The 18,278-nt window shown below is 41.4% G+C and carries 7 protein-coding genes; 3 read left to right on the top strand and 4 right to left on the bottom strand.

Annotated elements, in window-relative coordinates; genetic code table 11:
* Positions 1 to 47 precede the first annotated feature (47 nt).
* Positions 48 to 4,418, bottom strand: coding sequence for a T9SS type A sorting domain-containing protein (locus IH598_17250; protein MBE0640264.1), 4,371 nt, complete (start codon positions 4,416 to 4,418; stop codon positions 48 to 50).
* Between the two features lie 98 nt (positions 4,419 to 4,516).
* Positions 4,517 to 6,742 (bottom strand): right-handed parallel beta-helix repeat-containing protein, encoded by a 2,226-nt coding sequence (locus IH598_17245; protein MBE0640263.1) that lies wholly within the window; start codon positions 6,740 to 6,742, stop codon positions 4,517 to 4,519.
* A 217-nt stretch (positions 6,743 to 6,959) separates the two neighbouring features.
* On the opposite strand from IH598_17245, the gene IH598_17240 reads away from it, so the two are divergent.
* From IH598_17240 to IH598_17230, 3 genes are read left to right on the top strand one after another with little or no spacing between them, the layout of a single operon-like run.
* A complete protein-coding gene (locus IH598_17240) occupies positions 6,960 to 7,532 on the top strand; it encodes an RNA polymerase sigma factor (GenBank protein MBE0640262.1) in 573 nt (190 codons plus the stop codon).
* Positions 7,532 to 9,226 (top strand): outer membrane beta-barrel protein, encoded by a 1,695-nt coding sequence (locus IH598_17235; GenBank protein MBE0640261.1) that lies wholly within the window; start codon positions 7,532 to 7,534, stop codon positions 9,224 to 9,226. The genes IH598_17240 and IH598_17235 overlap by 1 nt, the downstream gene beginning before the upstream one ends.
* 16 nt (positions 9,227 to 9,242) lie before the next feature.
* Positions 9,243 to 12,779, top strand: a complete 3,537-nt coding sequence (locus IH598_17230; protein MBE0640260.1) for a PKD domain-containing protein — start codon at positions 9,243 to 9,245, stop codon at positions 12,777 to 12,779.
* 440 nt (positions 12,780 to 13,219) lie between these two features.
* Here the strand turns inward: IH598_17230 and IH598_17225 are convergent, their stop codons facing one another.
* A complete protein-coding gene (locus IH598_17225; GenBank protein MBE0640259.1) occupies positions 13,220 to 16,204 on the bottom strand; it encodes a phosphoenolpyruvate synthase in 2,985 nt (994 codons plus the stop codon).
* A 43-nt stretch (positions 16,205 to 16,247) separates the two neighbouring features.
* On the bottom strand, positions 16,248 to 18,068 hold the full coding sequence (locus tag IH598_17220) for an ABC transporter ATP-binding protein (GenBank protein MBE0640258.1): 1,821 nt from the start codon (positions 18,066 to 18,068) through the stop codon (positions 16,248 to 16,250).
* Between the last annotated feature and the right edge of the window lie 210 nt (positions 18,069 to 18,278).

Below are 18,278 nucleotides of genomic sequence, written 5' to 3'. Positions count from 1 at the left end.
TTTGCCGACACCATTTAATACTAATCAATCATTGCTTAAATCCCCACCTACCTTTTCACCACCAGCTTAGCTCCAACAGATGCACCGCCGCCGGTAATTTTCAGATAGTAAACACCATCGGGCTGAGATGTTAAATCAAGGGTTTGGGTTGACGAACTGACAGCAAACACAGCTACATTGCTGTAAACCCGCTGTCCGTATGAGTTAAAAACTTCAACGCGGTAACTTCCTGCTATGTTCTGATCAAACTGAACGGTAAACGTGCCGGAACCTGGATTTGGAAAAATTGAAATGCCGGAATTTTCAGGAGTTGAAATCCCGGTGCAGTCATCCACAAACACCTCCTGAACCGCAAAATTCTCGCAGCCATTCCCATCGTTATAAGTGTAAGTAAGCTCATGAATTCCCACTCCGGCAACTTCAGGATAAAACCATCCGTTCGAAACCCCTGGTCCATCATAAATTCCCCCAACCGGAGATCCTTCAATTAATTCATATCCGGGGGAATTGTGGCAAAAATCGGGTAATTCGTCAAATGACACTTCTGGCAAAGGAAGGAAATCGATGGACATACTATGTGAAATACTTACAGCGCATGGCGTGACAGGAACCCCCGTCAGAGTAAGTATCACATTTCCGGATATCAGGTCATTCTCACCGGGATAGTAAACGGTATTGGGTTGGTTTGATACACTGAAAGTCCCGTCACCTGATGTCGACCAATTGCAAACTTCGGTGTACTGAAGTATTGCATTGATTACGATTTCTTCAACCTCACAAATAGTAACATCCTCACCGGCATATACATAAGGCAGCCTGGTTATTGAAAGCACAAGGTTGTCAGTCATCGAAGCACCCAGGTTATCATATGCGGTTAGCGTCAATTCTGCTGAACCTGATGAAATATCACCCTGTCCGGGAGTGTAGGTTGGGTTGGCAACAGACGGGTTACTGAACGTACCATCTCCCGATGTTGTCCACTCCATCGAAATGGCATTGGCCACAACGGCTTGCAGCAAAGGGGTTTGGTTCTCACAAATCATCATATCGGGACCGGCAAAAACAATCAGGCCTTCAGGGGCACTTGGAGGGAAAATGATGAAGTCAACCCAGGCACAATCGCTGCCTGTAGATACAGAAACATCTTTTTCATAACTCCACGAAAATGTCCGTTCACCTGCCTGAACAGGAAAAGTGCCTTCAGCCCAATCCACACTTCCTGCCCAGGAACCCATGGTGGTTCCATCAATCGAAAAAACCAGAAAATCATAATTGGCTTCACTGGTCACTTTGTAATAAAAGCTGATTTCGCCATCCGACAACACATTCATTGTCACCTGTACTGAACTCACCTGGTTGTCCGAAATATCGCCTGATTGCATACAATATTGCCCTTCGTAAACATTCTGGTCAGTGATGAACCATTCAGCATTTCCGCCAAATTCCCAGTCGTAACTGCTGAAATCACCGGTCTCAAAATCTTCAACGACAAAACCTGTGGAAAAATTAAACGACCCAGAAACATTGAACCCATAGTCGGCCGAAGCGTAAATGTTAATCTGAGATAAATGACCAGTCGGTGTGTCTTCATGAACAAAAATCTCGAACTGAGCCGCAACACTTCCATTTCCGGGAAGCACCGCTGCTGACCAACTCCCCTGATTAATTGTAACAAATGGATCGCTGGTGGAGATATTACTTTGCAGGTTGTAAGCTTTGCCCCCACCAGAATTAATTATAGTGACCAAAACCTGAAGTGTTTCGCCCGGCTCGGGATAACCATTATTGCCATCTTCAATGGAAATTGTTCCGATTGCAAGGTCAGGTGTGTAGGCCTTCAGATAGATATGGCTGTTGAAGGTCTCATCAGGGGCTGCAATTTCGGTGGCAAAAATGATGTCGAGGTTATTGGGTACCTGCATTGAAACGTCAAAAGAAAAAGCATCCGTAAATGTGATGACCTGTCCTGGCTGGAATGAACTTAATGCCAGCGTGTTATCAATCACTGTAATATATTGATTTTGCGTATTAATGGTCATTTGAGTTGCATTAATCACTTCGTCGCTGATGTTTTGTAATTCTACTGAAAGTACGGCTGTTTCACCATATTCGATAATGTCATCATCACCGGCTACCACATTTACTTCTCTGATCACAATTTTATTAATACCATCAGTGAAAAAGGGTAAAGCTTTGGATCCTTGCAATCCGTTGGCGTCCTTCAGATTAAACACAATATCAACAGCTTCATAAGGACGTGTGGGTGTGCCATAGAAAAGCCCGTCCTCGGTAATTTTCATTTCAGAAAAAGCAAAATCAGGTTCAAAGGAGATTTTGGTGTTGGGCTGAATATTGTAAGTATTTGAAATATCAAGCAAATGGTAGTTAAAGTCGCCGCCATCAGAAATTCCTGCATGCCATTTATTCCAGGCGGCGCCATTCGATTCACCATAGAAAAATTCAATTTCACCAGAGGGATAAATACTTACAGCGAAATTTAAAATATTACTGGTGGAGTATTCGGTAGCTTTCCACCTGAAAGTGGCCTTGTTCTGGTCGCCTTCGTACCACATTCCACCTCCGCCACTCACACCTAAAGCTTTGGCCATGTAAGGTGAAATATTGCGAAGATTTTTAAACAAATTCAGTTCATCCACCAAAAAAGTCCAGGGATAGGGCTCTTCTGAAAACATCAGATAGCCGTCGGTATGTATTGAAATTTTATTGTAAACTTTTCCGTAAAAAGGAAAGTCAAAATCAATGGTTTTAGTAGCAAATCCGGAGGTTGAGCTATTTGGTGAAAGTTGTTGTGCGTTGATCATAGGGAAGGTTTGAGTGCCGGTTTGAGCAACATATTCTTGTTTTATCTTCCACTGGTATGGTTCTGTCCCTCCGGTACCAAGCATCTGAAACTGGTAAGGCTCATTGATAGTGGCCGGTTCAAGTGCCTCAATCAAAACGTCCGGAGCATCAAAGGTGATATTTGCGTTGATTTTTAGCGTAGTAAGTCCATTTTCGACAAGCGGCACATTGGATTGGTTACAGGGGATCTCAATTAAGCCATCCGTGTAATCCATCAGCGATAGGTTGTTTATCATTCCCGTACCATTGTTTGAAGGATCTTTTTCATTAACCATGAAGAAAAATGTGGCGTCCTGTCCACTTTCAACATACTTAAGCAATTGGGTGATATCGAGTCCAAACTCCAACGTTTTGTCTGCCTCTGAACTTCCGCCCTGCATGTAAAAATTTCCACCCTGGTAATTTAAAATTGGGTATTCAACGATGTACTCAGGCTCAGTGGCATCAAAACCATTGGCAATGCCAACCATCACCTTAAGCAGATTGCGAACATTATGCGTAACCTTTGCTTTAAAAGTCAGCTGAGGATAGGTGCTTTCCTTGCCATTGATCACATGAACCGACCGGTTCCATACACCGCCGAGATGCAATGGACGACATAAAGCGCTGTACATCAGGTAAGCAAAACCCTGGTTGCCCCATGATGTGGCAGAATAACTGTTGGCGAGTTTCACACCACCAATTTCCCAGTCGAGGATATCAACGTTGCCATCGTTATTGATATCGAGATGATTGGTGTATTGTCCGTCATTGTTAATATCATAGCGGATAGAATCATGATATCCAACCACAGTTAAGGCATGATTGGCATAATTACCCAGAATGGTTAACACATATTTTCCTGCTTCAGGCGTTCCAGGTGGTAATGTTTGATTAACACCCATATAGCTGGCATAAAATACTGCAACTCCACCGTTTTCTTCCCCTTCTCCATGATTGTCAATCCAATGCTTGAGCACCTCCAGATCAGATGGGTTATTAAGCGGAATTTTGTAAAAATCCCACAATCTGTTTTTCATTGCCCTGTAGTAAAGATCGTAGCCATTCATCCATCGGGCAACACCACCTGTATTAAGTCCTCCACCATAATCTGTTACATTGGGAGTACCTACTTCCTTTATGATATTCCAACTGTCGAAAAATGCTGCTGCATTACCTGCTCCATTGTTACTCCAGTTAAACACAAAATGCGTGGGATATTGATTTTCAGGAACGTTTGCAGGTAAGTTCCTTAAACGGTCCATCTCATAGGTGAATAAATAGCCAACACCGGCTGCTTGTCCGCATTCAAGGCTTGACTGGTTAAAAATCGGCCGGAAGTAAGGTAGCAGTGAATTATCAACATTAACAGGTAAATCTCTGTTCCTGGTAGCCTGAGGGATTTCAATTATTGGAAGCGATTTGAAGCCATCAAGGTCTTTATTGGTAAAAAGAGGAAGGCCATCAATAAAAACTTTTCCATCAATGGTGTCTGCCTGAGTTATGATTTGCGCTGCTGATGGTAAAACGGTCAAAGACAACACGATCAACAGTAAGGGAAGAAGCATCTTTTTCATGGGTCAGAAAATTTTGTAAATTGTAATTCAGGGTGCAAAAGTAAACAATTCTAAAAGGTCAACGATGCTGGTCTAAGAAAATTTAAATTTCCAACACCTTACAATATAATGATCTTCTGCGTTTTAACAGCATTTTCAGATTTAAACCTGATCAGATAAATTCCGGATCCAAGATCTTCTTTTCGGAATATCAATGTATGTTGACCGCGATCAAAGCTGCCCTTCCTTATCACCTTTACAAATGACCCTGAATAATCAATCAGATCAATTTCAATGCACTCAGGATGTGGTAGCGATAGGCTTATGATGGATTCTTCTTTTACCGGATTGGGCGAAATGGTCATCCGGTGATCACAGGGTCGGTTCGGGTCTTTAATGGTTGTAACATTAGGAACAAAATTCACCCCATCCAGCCACAGTTCAAAACCATATTCCCAGGTGTCAGCATGGAATTCAATGTAACTAATGTTTGACAGTTCAACACTTCCAACCATAGACCTTGCCCACGGAGAGCCACCTGCAAGGGGGATCCTGATCTCTTTCCATTGGTTAATAGTTGGGTTGAGAACTACCGCTGCTGATGCGGTGTAACGGTAATACCCCCCGCAGTTGTTTCCAAGTTTCACATGACAAAATTGAAACCCATAACCTGTTGTATTTATTGATCTTGCCCAAATGACCAGTGTGTCATGTTCGGTAAGATTCCACGATGCAATGGCGCCATCACCTGGCCTGTACATCATCCCTAAATCCCAGCCGTTGCCTGTAACGAGGTGAATGGAGGCTTCTCCAAAAACTTTGTTGTTGTAGTCCCACTCAACGAAAGTCGGAATCCAGTTACCATAACCCCAGCAAGCTTCGGGGTAAGCATACCAAATGGCCTCTGGCTCAGCCATGTCAGTTGGTGGAATGTGCTGGTAATAGGGGTCAATTCCAGACAAAAACGGCTGCCACATCACCTGACCAAATGCCGGGTCATCTTCTTGGTCGTAAACCTTACAGGAAATCAGATCAGTATCATTCCACACAAAGTCATTAGCAACAGCATAAATATCATCAGATGAACGATTTTCGATGTAAAATGTAGCTGTGCCCTGAAACAGGTTTCCGGTAATAGTATCATTAAAAGAATCTCCTTCAAGGTAAATGTCTGTACGATTATTCAAAAACTGATTACCGGCAACTACCAGGTGTTCAGTTTTTTTTGCGAGGATGGCCTTTTCATTTCCTTCAAACATGTTGTATAAAACGTAATAATCCTGAGAAAGCTGGTTTTGATAAGGGGGAATACCATCTCCTTCCCAGAGCTCAAGTCCTGCCGGGTTTTCGCTGATGATGTTGCCGGTGAAGCTATTGTTGAAGCCCCGGTCTATAGCAATTCCTGAATGCTGGTTTCCGATCACCTCGTTGCTGTCGACCATCGAATTGAACGAATACCCAAGCCAGAAGCCATAATGGCTGTAATTGCATTTGTTGTGCTTGTAAATATTACCATCAGCAAAAGTAGCTTCAATGGCGTTGTGCGGGGAAAAAGAGCACTCGTTGTAATAGAACTCATTGTTATTGGGGATCTGTGAATACTCAAACTGTCCGAGGAACACACCATCTCCGGAGTAGCTAAGATTGTTATGTTCAACCAGGTTATTGTTGGACACAATGAGCAAGATGGCAGCACAGTCGCTCGGATCGGTTTCCCGGTTGATGTGCGACAGGTCGTTGTGATGCACCCAGCAGAAGTCCGAAAAATTCAACCGAACCCCAAAACCACAATTCCAATTCATTACGTTGTTAGCAATGACTGCATTATTGCATTGATAAAGGGCGACACCATCATTCTGCTGTGTCATCACGTTTTCATGCACCTCAATAAAAGAGCTGTTGTAAAACAATACACCTCCACCAAGCGCTGAAGTATAGGGTGTCCAGATTTGTATCCAGCCTGTAGTATCCTTCTTATTGTATGAAAAATTATTCGCTTCAATCAGAATGTTCTGCGAATTGAGACATCGAACCGCGTATTTGTAACTGTTCACCAGTTCAAAATTTCGGAGGACAATGTTTGTTGAATTCTGAATATCAATCATGTAACCCATAAAATTACCACCCTGAACAGTGACACTGTCGCCATCAATAATAATGTTCTCTTTATTTATGATTTTAATCACTCCGTCCCATTCGTAATCGGTAAAAATGTAATCTCCTCCAAGAATTTTAATGTCAGAATTCGACGGGATTTCCATGTTATCAACAAGTTCCATGTAAGTTTGACCTTTCGCCTGAACGAACAACTCCACCAGGAGTAAAAACAATGCAACTTTTTTCATAAGATTTTCATTTTTAGATTTTACAAAACGACACCAAAAATATTAAAAATTGCTGTCAAAATTATAAACCTTTCAAGTAAAAATACAATTCATTTTTCTATTTTGTGTAAGTTTGCACACAATTCAACAGGCTTAATTTTAGATAACTCCAGACGATAAATAAATTGCTGTCAGGCAACCTATACACACAAAAGCAGTCAATTAACCGTAGCATCGTATGACCGAAGCAGATCTGAAAATAATAGAAGGCTGCATCAGTGGAAAACGACATGCTCAAAACAAGCTGTTCAACAGGTATGCGCCCGTATTATTGGGGATTTGTCTGCGATATGCACGAAATAAACATGAGGCAGAGGATATTTTACAGGAAGGTTTTATCAAGATTTTTTCAAGTATCGGGAGTTTCAGGGGTGAAGGTTCGTTTGAAGGCTGGTTAAAAAGAATAATTGTGAATACAGCAATTACACATAATAAACAAAGTTTAAAGCACCATTTTCACGCTGATATTGAAGATGTTGATGAAACCCAGATTAAGAATGATGATCAATTGGAGGAAATTGCGTTGGTGAAAATTCCACAGGCAAAACTGATGGGCTTGATACAAAAACTACCTGAGGGATACAAAACAGTATTCAATCTTTACGTTTTTGAGCAATACACACACCAGGAAATCGCTGATTTTCTGGGTGTTTCGGTTAACACCTCCAAATCGCAGCTAATGAAAGCACGACGGGTGTTGGTCGCAAAAATTAACCAAATTATTGAAAGTAAAGCGTTTAGTGAAGAGTAATGAAAACCGGTAAAAACAATATTGACGAACTTTTCAGATCAGGGTTGAGCGAATTTACTGCACAGCCCTCGAAAAGTTTATGGCGACGTTTGTCTTGGCAAATGTTATGGAAGGAAGCAGCACACTTCAATTTCAACAACGTACCTGCTTCATGGACCACCGTTCCTGCTGCAGCAATTATCATTGCTACTGTTGCATTATTCTATTTTAACAGTCCTTCTGAAACTGAGAAAAATTACCCGTCTGATCAAATACTGCCCACCACAAGGCAAAATGATGCCAATAAACCCCCGGCAGATTTATACAAGGTTGAAACCGGGATCACCCATGACGGATTAACTGATAAGAATTCAACTGTTGACCATCAATCTCTACCTCCTCTTCCCGGAAGAACTGAAAAACAGGATGCCCAACTGTCAAAATCAGCAGTGAAACCTCAACCGGGTGCGACCGGAATAGATGCAATTACAGGTGCTGAAACCCAAGCCCAAACTACAATAATTGAGGGTAAACCGGACTTGGAAGTGACACATCCAGGCATTCAAAATCAAAAAGAAGTCGCAGCGGCAATCCCAAGAGTTGATCCGGTTGTTCCTGTAACCATTCCAATGATTAACAATGAGGCAGCTGCAAAAGAGCATAACGAAGATGATTTTGGTCTTAATAGTACAATTTTACCTGAAAAAACCTCCGTCGAATCCAGGATATTTGGTATAGTGCAACTCGGAAGGATTGGAATTAAAGATCTCGAACCTGTGACTATGGCTGAGCGTAATGCAATGGATTTCAATACCTACAAATACTTCACAGGAAAAACAAATAATGAAACTGCCCTGAAACAAAAGGATGCTGTTGCTTTAAAACATTCTACAGGAAAGCCGATCAGTTTAAGCTCCACGAATCATTCACTCACGTATCTTTTCCGTGGACAGTACAAACCACCAAAACGGGAATTTCAAACGCTGGTGATCAAGAACCAGAGAAGAAAGACTTCACATCTTACACTTGCACTATATGCTACCCCTGAAATTACCGAATATGCAAGGATGACCTCCTCCTCCCACGAAAAGAGTTTGGCCACCGGCCTTGCTGTTGGTTATAATACGCCTACTTACATTATTCAGGGCGGGATTGAATTCAGCTACATTTATGATCTCGGCGACTACATGGTAAATATGGAAACCTATGACAGCATTGGTTTTTACCAGCATGTCAACGGTTTTACCATTGACCCTGAAAACCCGGGGAATTTAATTTACGATATTCAGGAAGTCGGAGTTTGGGATTCAGTTTCACATCAATCCCATCAGCAAACCAAAAACAACTATACTTATCTCCAACTACCGATTATGTTTGGCTATAAAGCAATGGAACATGGAAACTTTTCAGCCTACATTAAGGCCGGGCCAAATTTTTCCATCCTTTTAAATAAAAATGAACCAGGGCTTGAATTTTATCAACCGGGTGCAACAATCAATACTATCGACAATTATACCCTTCCAAGATTAACCACCAGTATTCAGTTGCTTGTTAGTTTAGGATTGCAGTTTCAGGTGTCGGAAAAATTAGGGATCATGCTGGAACCTGTTTACCGGTATTATTTAGGTACAGTTTATGAAATGAATTCCAACAACGAAAAACTCACAAATCCCTATGGGATTGGATTGAGAACAGGAGTTTTTTACACATTTTAATAATTTTGATTTCAATATGAAGCTATTGTACTCTGCCTTACTGCTTATCATACTTCTCCCTTTATCTCTTTTAGGCAATGATACCAGGATCTTCGTTTCAGGCTATGTTTCAGATATCAGCTCAGGCAATCCGGTTGCAGGACATGAGGTAACGCTCAAATTTAAAAACCAGGATCCTCCCTATCTTTTCTTTGATAAAGTCATAACTAATGAGTTCGGATATTTCAGTTTCCTTTTTGATCTTCCATTTTCAAAAGGCATTCTTCATGTTTCAACCGTTGATTGTTCCAATCAATTGATCACCAATACGCTTCAATTCACTCCTGCACAAACCAGTTTCATGACAAATTTTGCCATATGCAACAGCCAGCAATCAAGCATTTGTCGATCGGATTTTATATGGGTTTACGACCCGTCCCAATCCAACAAAGTGAACTTCAAACAATCTTCGATGGGAAACATCGATGAATGGCTCTGGGATTTTGGGGATGGAAATACTTCGACTGAGCCCGATCCGGTACATTTTTACCTCGACGACGGGCATTATGAAGTCTGTCTTTCCATTTCCGGCAACAATGGAACTTGTAACGATACTTATTGTAACACGATTGATTCAAACGACGATACTTTAGTTCAGGCACGTTTTACATACTTTAACATACCCGGTAATCAGTCCTCTGTTCAATTCTATGATCTATCTTTAGGAAATGTAACTTCCTGGCAATGGAGTTTTGGAGACGGGAGATCAAGTGCAGTGCAAAACCCGCTTTATCATTATTCTACACCGGGAACTTATACTGTGTGCCTCGTTGCAATGAAGCCAGGGAATCAGTCTGATACAATTTGTCAAAGCATTGAAGTCAGTCCGGTAGGCAATTGCAGTGCTTCATTCCTCACCTTTCCTGATCCACTTGATCCGATGACACTACATTTTGTTGATATTTCAGCTGGTGATCCTGAGGGTTGGTTTTGGGATTTTGGTGACGGACAGACTTCTACCCTGCAAAACCCAGTGCATAGTTTTTCACTTGAAGGAATTTACACGATAAAACTCACCACCACTAATCAAACCTATAGTTGCCAGAGCAGTTTCGTCCAGATTGAAACCGTGTCGTTACAACCTGATTATCTTCCCCACTTTAACGCCTTTAACCAGGATGGTGATGACTTAACCTGGCGATTTATTGATATGTCGACCGGGAATCCGGATAGATGGTTTTGGGATTTTGGCGATGGAAGCACCTCTGAACTTAAACATCCAACGCATAATTTTGCCACACCCGGAACTTATACCGTGTGCCAGACTATCAGCGATCAACCCGGTAATTTCACCGAAAGTTACTGCAAAACAATTTATGCAGGCATAACCCAGGAATGCAAAGCCTTTTTTACCTTTACTCCAGATGTGACGAACCCGCTGATTTATCATTTTACCAATGCATCACATGGCGATACTTTGCAAATAGAATGGGACTTCGGCGACGGTAATACTTCATCCCAGGAAAATCCGACCCATATTTTTGAGGGTACTGGCATTTACAGGGTTTGTATTACTGTGACTGACAATTTCGGCTGGTGCTCTGACAATTTCTGTCATGTCATTACAGTTGCTCCTGATGTTCCTTTGCAAGCAGGATTTGAACCGTTCATTTTTCCTGAAAACCCCTTTTCTGTTCAGTTTGTCAACCAAACCCTGGGAAAACATGAAATAAAAATCTGGAGTTTTGGCGATGGAGCCTATTCTTTTGAAAGCTGTCCTCAGCACATTTATGCTTCGGAAGGAAGTTTTTGGGTCTGTCTGCACGTCTTTGATTTGGATTCTGGTTTAACTGACCAGTTTTGGCAAACTATTGAAATCAGCACTGAGCCTTTTTGCATTTCTGATTTTATCGAACTACACTCCCTCTACAATCCTCTTGTTGTTCGCTTTGCAGATCTCTCATCAGGAGAAATTGTTAACCGAAATTGGAATTTTGATGATGGAAACAGTTCGACGCTAAAAAATCCGGTACATTCATTTTCTGATGGTGGCAATTTTGATGTTTGCCTTGATGTATCGGATTATACAGGTAGTTGTAATCATCAATTCTGTAAAGAGATCACGATCGAATTTGAACCCATGTGTGAAGCCAATTTTGACTTTCTGCCAGCGCAGGATCAATCACTCATCATCCAGTTTAATGATCTTTCGCAGGGAAATATGAATACATGGGAATGGGATTTTGGCGACGGCGCCACATCCTTGCTTCAACATCCTACTCATGCTTTTGCGGACAGTGGGTTTTACACAGTTACCCTTTCTGTATCACACACTGATTCGCTGGTTTGGTGTAACCATACATTTTCCAGGCAGATCTATGTGTTTGCACCAATGCCCGAGTGTTACGCTGATTTTATTGCAATTCCCGATTCGGGGATAAATATGCCCAATTTTATTCATTTTAAAGACCTTTCAGCAGGACAGCCTGATGAATGGCTCTGGGATTTCGGCGATGGCTCAACTTCAACAGTTCAGCATCCCTCGCATCAGTATGACGGGGCAGGAACTTATCAGGTTACTTTAAATGTAATCCGGAACAATCCTTTCGGCGCATCATGTTCAGACACAAAAACAATGGAATTCATATCCCCTGAGTATTTCCATATCGGCGGTTTTATTTTTTCGGGGAATTTCCCAATCAACAACCCGGCGCCAACCGGAGATACAGCAGAAATAATGCTTTACCGTTACCGCAATAATATGGTCATTCCGCTCGACACGGCTCAATTCACTGAATACGGCTATTACAGCGCACTTTATTTGCTAAGTGATCATTACCTGATCAAAGCACAGTTGACAAGTGGTTCATCTAACTTTCAAAAGTATTTCCCGACTTATTTTGGTAATGAACTTACCTGGCAGAATGCTGAATATTGCTTTGTCTCCGATTCTAACCATTATCATCTCGACATTCACCTTGGTATTTTACCATTAATGCAGCAAGGAATCGGATCAATTGCAGGTTCGGTGATATATCAATCCTTTACTCACGACCAAATAGTACCGGCTTTCAATACAGCAGTTTTACTTTTCGATGAACAACTTCAGCCTATCAATTATACATTCACAGGAAGTTCCGGAGACTTTGGATTTGATGAACTCCCATTTGGGACATATTATCTTGCTGCCGAATCAGCAGGAAAAGTTTGTGAAAAGTTGATGGTGACAATTACTGAGACGAATCCCGTGGTAAAGGATATCGAAATAGAAATATTCGATGCCGGTTCAACACCGGTAACAGAAGATCCGGTAAATGATGTAATCTCTGTTCGAGTTTTTCCCAACCCGGTGTTGGAGAAGTTTTTTGTAGAAATTTTTCAAACTACTGATTTTCCTGCAGAATTACTGATTACCAACATTTCGGGGCAGACTATTTTACGCCGGAAACTAGTTATAAAATCTGGCCTGAATCAGTTCGAACTGCCCGCTAACCAATTAAAACCAGGGGTCTATTTTCTTCGGTTGAGGGATTTGAAATCCGGCCTTGGCTCATCCGTAAAGTTCATAAAATAAATTCTCCATTTCATTCAATGTCAGGCAACCAATCCCAAAAAATGAGTCTTCTTCGAAGAAATCTGGGTTAGACATACTGTTTCTTCAAACTCGTTCTTTTAGTGCTGATCTGTAACTGCTTGTTTAATAAGTTGAAGCGATGACTGTTTGTAATTATTCAACTTTTAGTTGGTTGGGTTTCCTTCGTGAGGTTTTCCCGTTTATCATACTTAATCACTTGAACTTCGCTGATTTTTCTGAATTGCTTATACTTTTCTAATTCATTCGGGTTTTTGATTTTGCGAAGGGCCCATCCAACATCTCATTATGCTGAACAACTTGTAAACTCATTTCCACTGCTCATCGCTCTTGTGTTGCTAATTCCAGATTTTATTCAATGGTTAAAAAAACTGCCGGTAAATACCGGCAGTTTTTTTGTTCTAAAACTTTTCTATAGCTAATTATTGCTCGTCCATTTTCATGATCACCCCGATTTTCTTTTTACCGTCAATTTTTACACGGATTGGTTTTTCAAACTGGATATGCTTAATGAATTCATTCTCAAAGAATGGGGTAAATTTCCCGAGGTACTCAAGGTCAAAATGACCATCATTGATAAAAGGATTGATGGTAAAGTAGCCAACCCTGAATGAAGTCAGGTTCTGAAAAAAGTGAGTTCCCTGGCTTGGGTCAATCCGGTAGTGTTTCAGTCCGGATTCCACAATGAGCCTTGCTGCGGATATTTGCGGCCACTTTACCGGTATTCCGAGCCAGGGATCGGTTGAGCCCCAACGACCTGGTCCCACAAGAACATAATTTGATCCATCAGCAAGGAATTTATCGTTGAGATCGCCAACCATCATCGCAATTTCTTTTGTTTTCGACGGATCAAAAGATTCGGGCTTTACAAAAATGAAATCTTTGATGCTGTCAATTTTACCATTTCCAAGTGCATGATAGGCTTTGATAATGGTCTTTTCAGGATCAATCAGGTCAAGGTCTTCGCCCAGCACCTCTTTCGTTTCAACAATAGGCCTGATCTGTAATGGATAGAAAATGACCGGGTGATCTTTTTTCACATTCAGATCTACAGCAAATTCGATCTCAATACCTTTATTCATTTCGCGTGAGCCGATTTCGAGCAACTGCTGAACAATTTCGGCAAGCGGAAATACATTATTTTTCAGTATATTGGCAAAAGTGATTATCTTCTTACCCGGGTAATTCACCCCATCGCGGATGATGTTGTTATTGTAGTCAAATGTTGATGCTACCCATCTCAGAGAATTGTCTTTTTCAGCTTCGCTGATTTTAAGATTGAGCATGTTCACAGCATCATCGGTAGATGGTTTAAAACTTTCAGGTTTCAGATCAAGGGCAAAGAAGGTTGGCTGCGTGTCGCTCAGTGCCATTTTTGGGGAGGCGAGTTGAAGTAACTTTTTCGGGTATTTCGGCGAAAAGCGCAAGGTGTTTCCTCCTTCAACAATATATTTCCCCAATCCGAAGGCAACATTTACAATGCCGTCTTCCGGTTGTTCAGGCTCAATGGGATAAAAATTTACCGATCTGGCTACTCCGGAAATCGTAGGATAAAACCGGGTTCCATACTGGCTTCCACATACTTCCTGTAGGACAATACCCATTTTTTCTTCATCAATCACATTAAGCGTTGCTGTCATGTATGCTTTGCTGTCTTTATAAAAAGCCGAAGCATAAACGCTTTTAATGGCAATACTTAGTTTTTCAATCATCAACCGTTCGTCGTCCACAATATTGGGGATCATGTAGGTTGAGTAAATACCAGCAAATGGCTGGTAATGGGAATCTTCGAGCAAACTTGAAGAACGGATGGCAATCGGATTTTTGGTGATCGAAATAAAAGTATAGAGGTCTTCATGAATACGGAAAGGAAGTCTTGCCTTTACAAATCTATCCAATATTTCCTGGTCGGATTTCCCGGATAGGGCTATCTCATAAAGCCTGTTTTCCTCCATGAAATCATCAAAAACATCAGTCCCCAGCACCACCGTCCGGGGGATGGTGATAATGATGTTATCATAAAGATCGATGAGGTGGTTTCGTTTGATCAGTGAGTCGAGAAAAGCCAGGCCACGGGCTTTTCCACCGATAGAGCCTTCACCGATGCGGGTAAAAGTCTGGTACTCATCAAACCTGTCGCGGTGAAAATCAGCAATTACACCCCTTCCCTTGTACATTCTGAATTTTGAAATGGCATCGTAAAGGTATCTCCGGATTTCGTCAAGGTTGGAAAAGTCCTCGGGCTGAAACTGCTTGAAAAGGTCTGCGAGCGGGAACAATGCTCTTGCTTTGAGCCACTTGGAGATATGATTCCGGCTGATGTGATATAGGAAAGAACTGTCGGGGATATCAAATAAAATCTCCTGAAGATTTTTTAAATCCTTAGCCCTGATCACTTCCTGGTTTGTTTCCGGGTCAACAAACACAAAATCACCAAAAGCAAAAAACTCGGAGATAAAATCACGAAGTTGCAGGGAGAGTGATGGTGAATTTTTGTTGATATAGCCTACCTTGAGTTTTTTGGCAATTTGTTTAATGCCCATATCCGACGACTGCAAAAGGATGGGCATATACTTGTCTTCGGCCTTAACCATTTCGCAAAAATGATACCCGGCGTCTTTATCGTGCACTCCGCCGCGTGTATAGGTCATGTCGGTAATAACACCGAGAAAATTATTTTTGTATTTATGAAAAAGAAAATCAGCTTCTTCGTATGTTGTTGCCAGTAATATTTTTGGCCTCCCTCGCATACGCAACATTTTCTGATGCTCGTTGAGTCCCTCGGTCATGAACGATTTCGACTGCTTGAAAATGATTTTATAAATGTTGGGCAAATAGGAAGAATAAAACCTGACAGAATCCTCAACCAGCAGAATCACCTGAACCCCAACCTGCATGATGTCATGATCTGCATTCATCTTATCTTCGATGAGTTTGATGATCGCCAGCAGTATGTCAGCATTTCCAAGCCAACTGAATACATAATCAACACCACCCAGGTTACCTGTATCAAGTTTAATGGAAATTTCACGCGAAAAAGGGGTCAGTAAGACTACGGGTATTTTAGGTTTTCTGAGTTTAATTTCCTTCACCATTTGCTCTTCAAACGTACTCGACATACAAATGATCAGGTCAATATTTTCGTTTTCAAGGATTTCGAGCGCTTCTTCGTTGGAATTGGCCTGGATAAATTGTGGAGGATATCTTAAGTTTAGCGATACATATTCATTAAAAATCTGCTCGTCAATGCGACCGTCATCTTCAAGTATAAAAGTATCGTATTTGCTGGCAATTAAAAGCACATGATAAATACGCTTTCGCATCAGCGTGTTGAATGGTGTCTCCGAATAGACGTATTTCCTCGAATACAATGGAGATTTCTTGGTGATCAGGCTTGGATTTAGCATAAATTGCGGTTATATTTTTTTGCAAAAATAATTCACTTGGCTTTTACCGGAACGACTGCATGTCGCATAGTTTTTTGTAAATTCCTTCTTTTGTTACCAGTTCTTTATGCGAACCTCTTTCTACAATCAGTCCATGGTCAAGCACGACAATTTCATCTGCAAACTGAATGGTTGATAAGCGGTGGGCAATCACAACCGAAGTCCGGTTTTGCATCAATTTGAGCAAAGCATCCTGAACCAGTCTTTCCGATTCGGTGTCGAGGGCGGAGGTAGCTTCGTCAAGGATCATGATGGGAGGGTTTTTGAGCACAGCACGCGCGATACTGATACGCTGTTTCTGACCTCCTGAGAGTTTTACCCCACGGTCGCCGATATTGGTTTGATAACCTTCAGGCATTCTTTCGATAAATTCATGTGCGTTGGCAATTTTGGCAGCGGCGATTACCATTTCTTCGCTCATGTTACTCATGCCAAAAGCGATATTATTGAAAACCGTGTCATTAAACAGAATGGTTTCCTGGGTTACAATACCCATCAAGCCGCGTAGATTGCTAATTCGTAAATCCTTAATGGGAATGTTATCAATCCGGATTTCCCCTGAAGTGCAATCGTAAAAACGGGGAAGCAGGTCAACCAATGTGGATTTACCGCTTCCCGATGCTCCTACCAAAGCGATCATTTTCCCTTTTTCAATCCGGAGGTTGATATCTTTTAATACAGGTTCCTGTCCATAAGCAAAATTGACATTTCGGTATTCGATAAGATCATTGAATTCATTGGTCTCAATCGCATTTGGTTTTTCTTCGATGATCTCCTCGGCAGTTATAATTTCATTGATGCGGTCGGCTGATGCCACGCCCTTTTGCACGTTGTAGTATGCCACAGTGAAGGCTTTTACAGGAACAATGAGTTGAGAAAAGACCACCACGTAAAATATGAAAACAGTCGGTTCGAGCGAAGAACTGTCATTAAGCACCAATTGCCCGCCGTACCAGAGTATTACAACAAGTACCAACGTGCTGAGAAACTCGCTCAGTGGCGATGCCAGGTCCCTTTTGCGGTAAAGGCGGTTCATAATCCGTGTAAGGCTGGAGTTTTGTTCTTTAAATTTCTGATCTGCGGTTTCAATGGCATTGAAACCTTTGATAATCCGTAATCCTGAAATAGTTTCTTCAACAATCGAAAGGATTACCCCTAATTTTGTCTGTCCCTTAGTGGAAGTTCGCTTCAGGCTTTTGCCAATCTGTGCTATAAGGAAAGCGGTGACAGGTAAAAGTATGATAACAAAAAAAGTCAAGGTTGGACTGATCACGATGAGGGTGACAAGGAAAACGATGATAGAAAGCGGCTCTCGGAAAAGCATTTCGAGAGATTGCATGATTGACCATTCCACGTTGGTAACATCGTTGGTGATACGCGACATGATATCCCCCTTGCGCTGCTCCGAAAAATAGGCCAATGGAAGAATAAGTATCCGGCGATAAATGTCATTGCGAATATCCTCAACAACACCATTTCGCAGCGGAGCCAGGTAAAACATGGCCATATAGCGGAAAAGATTTTTTACAAAAAACAGGATAACAACCATAAGTGAGATGAACAATAAAGCGTTAACCTCCCCTTTTTGGATAATAATATCGCTGATCAGGTAGTTGAAATACGCGACAATAGAATCAGTGTTCCAGGCTAACTCAGGGGCTTCGCGCACCAATTTTGTCTTATCAAAAAGCAGTTGCAGGAAAGGAATGATCATGGTTAGTGAAAAAAGGCTGAAAACCACCGAAAGGATATTGAACAACACGTTGAGTGCTGCAAAACCCCAGTATTTACTAATGTATTTAAAAATCTGAGCCAGTCTGGTCATATCGTAAATTTTTCAATTTGCAAGTTTACGAATATTAAACCACACGTAAACCCGTTTCTCCAATGAACGCAGGGTCAACGCATAACTTTTTGAAAAAATCAAATTTTGGGATGATTTATTAACGTCTTATGAACAAGGATGTTAGTGGAATTTTTGAAAATCAAATTTTTTTAGCTCATTGTTCATAACTTGTTGCCTTAAAGTTAATAA

Source organism: Bacteroidales bacterium (genome assembly GCA_014860585.1).
Taxonomy (GTDB): Bacteria; Bacteroidota; Bacteroidia; order Bacteroidales; family 4484-276; genus RZYY01.
This window is presented reverse-complemented; position numbering and strand designations above follow the sequence as displayed.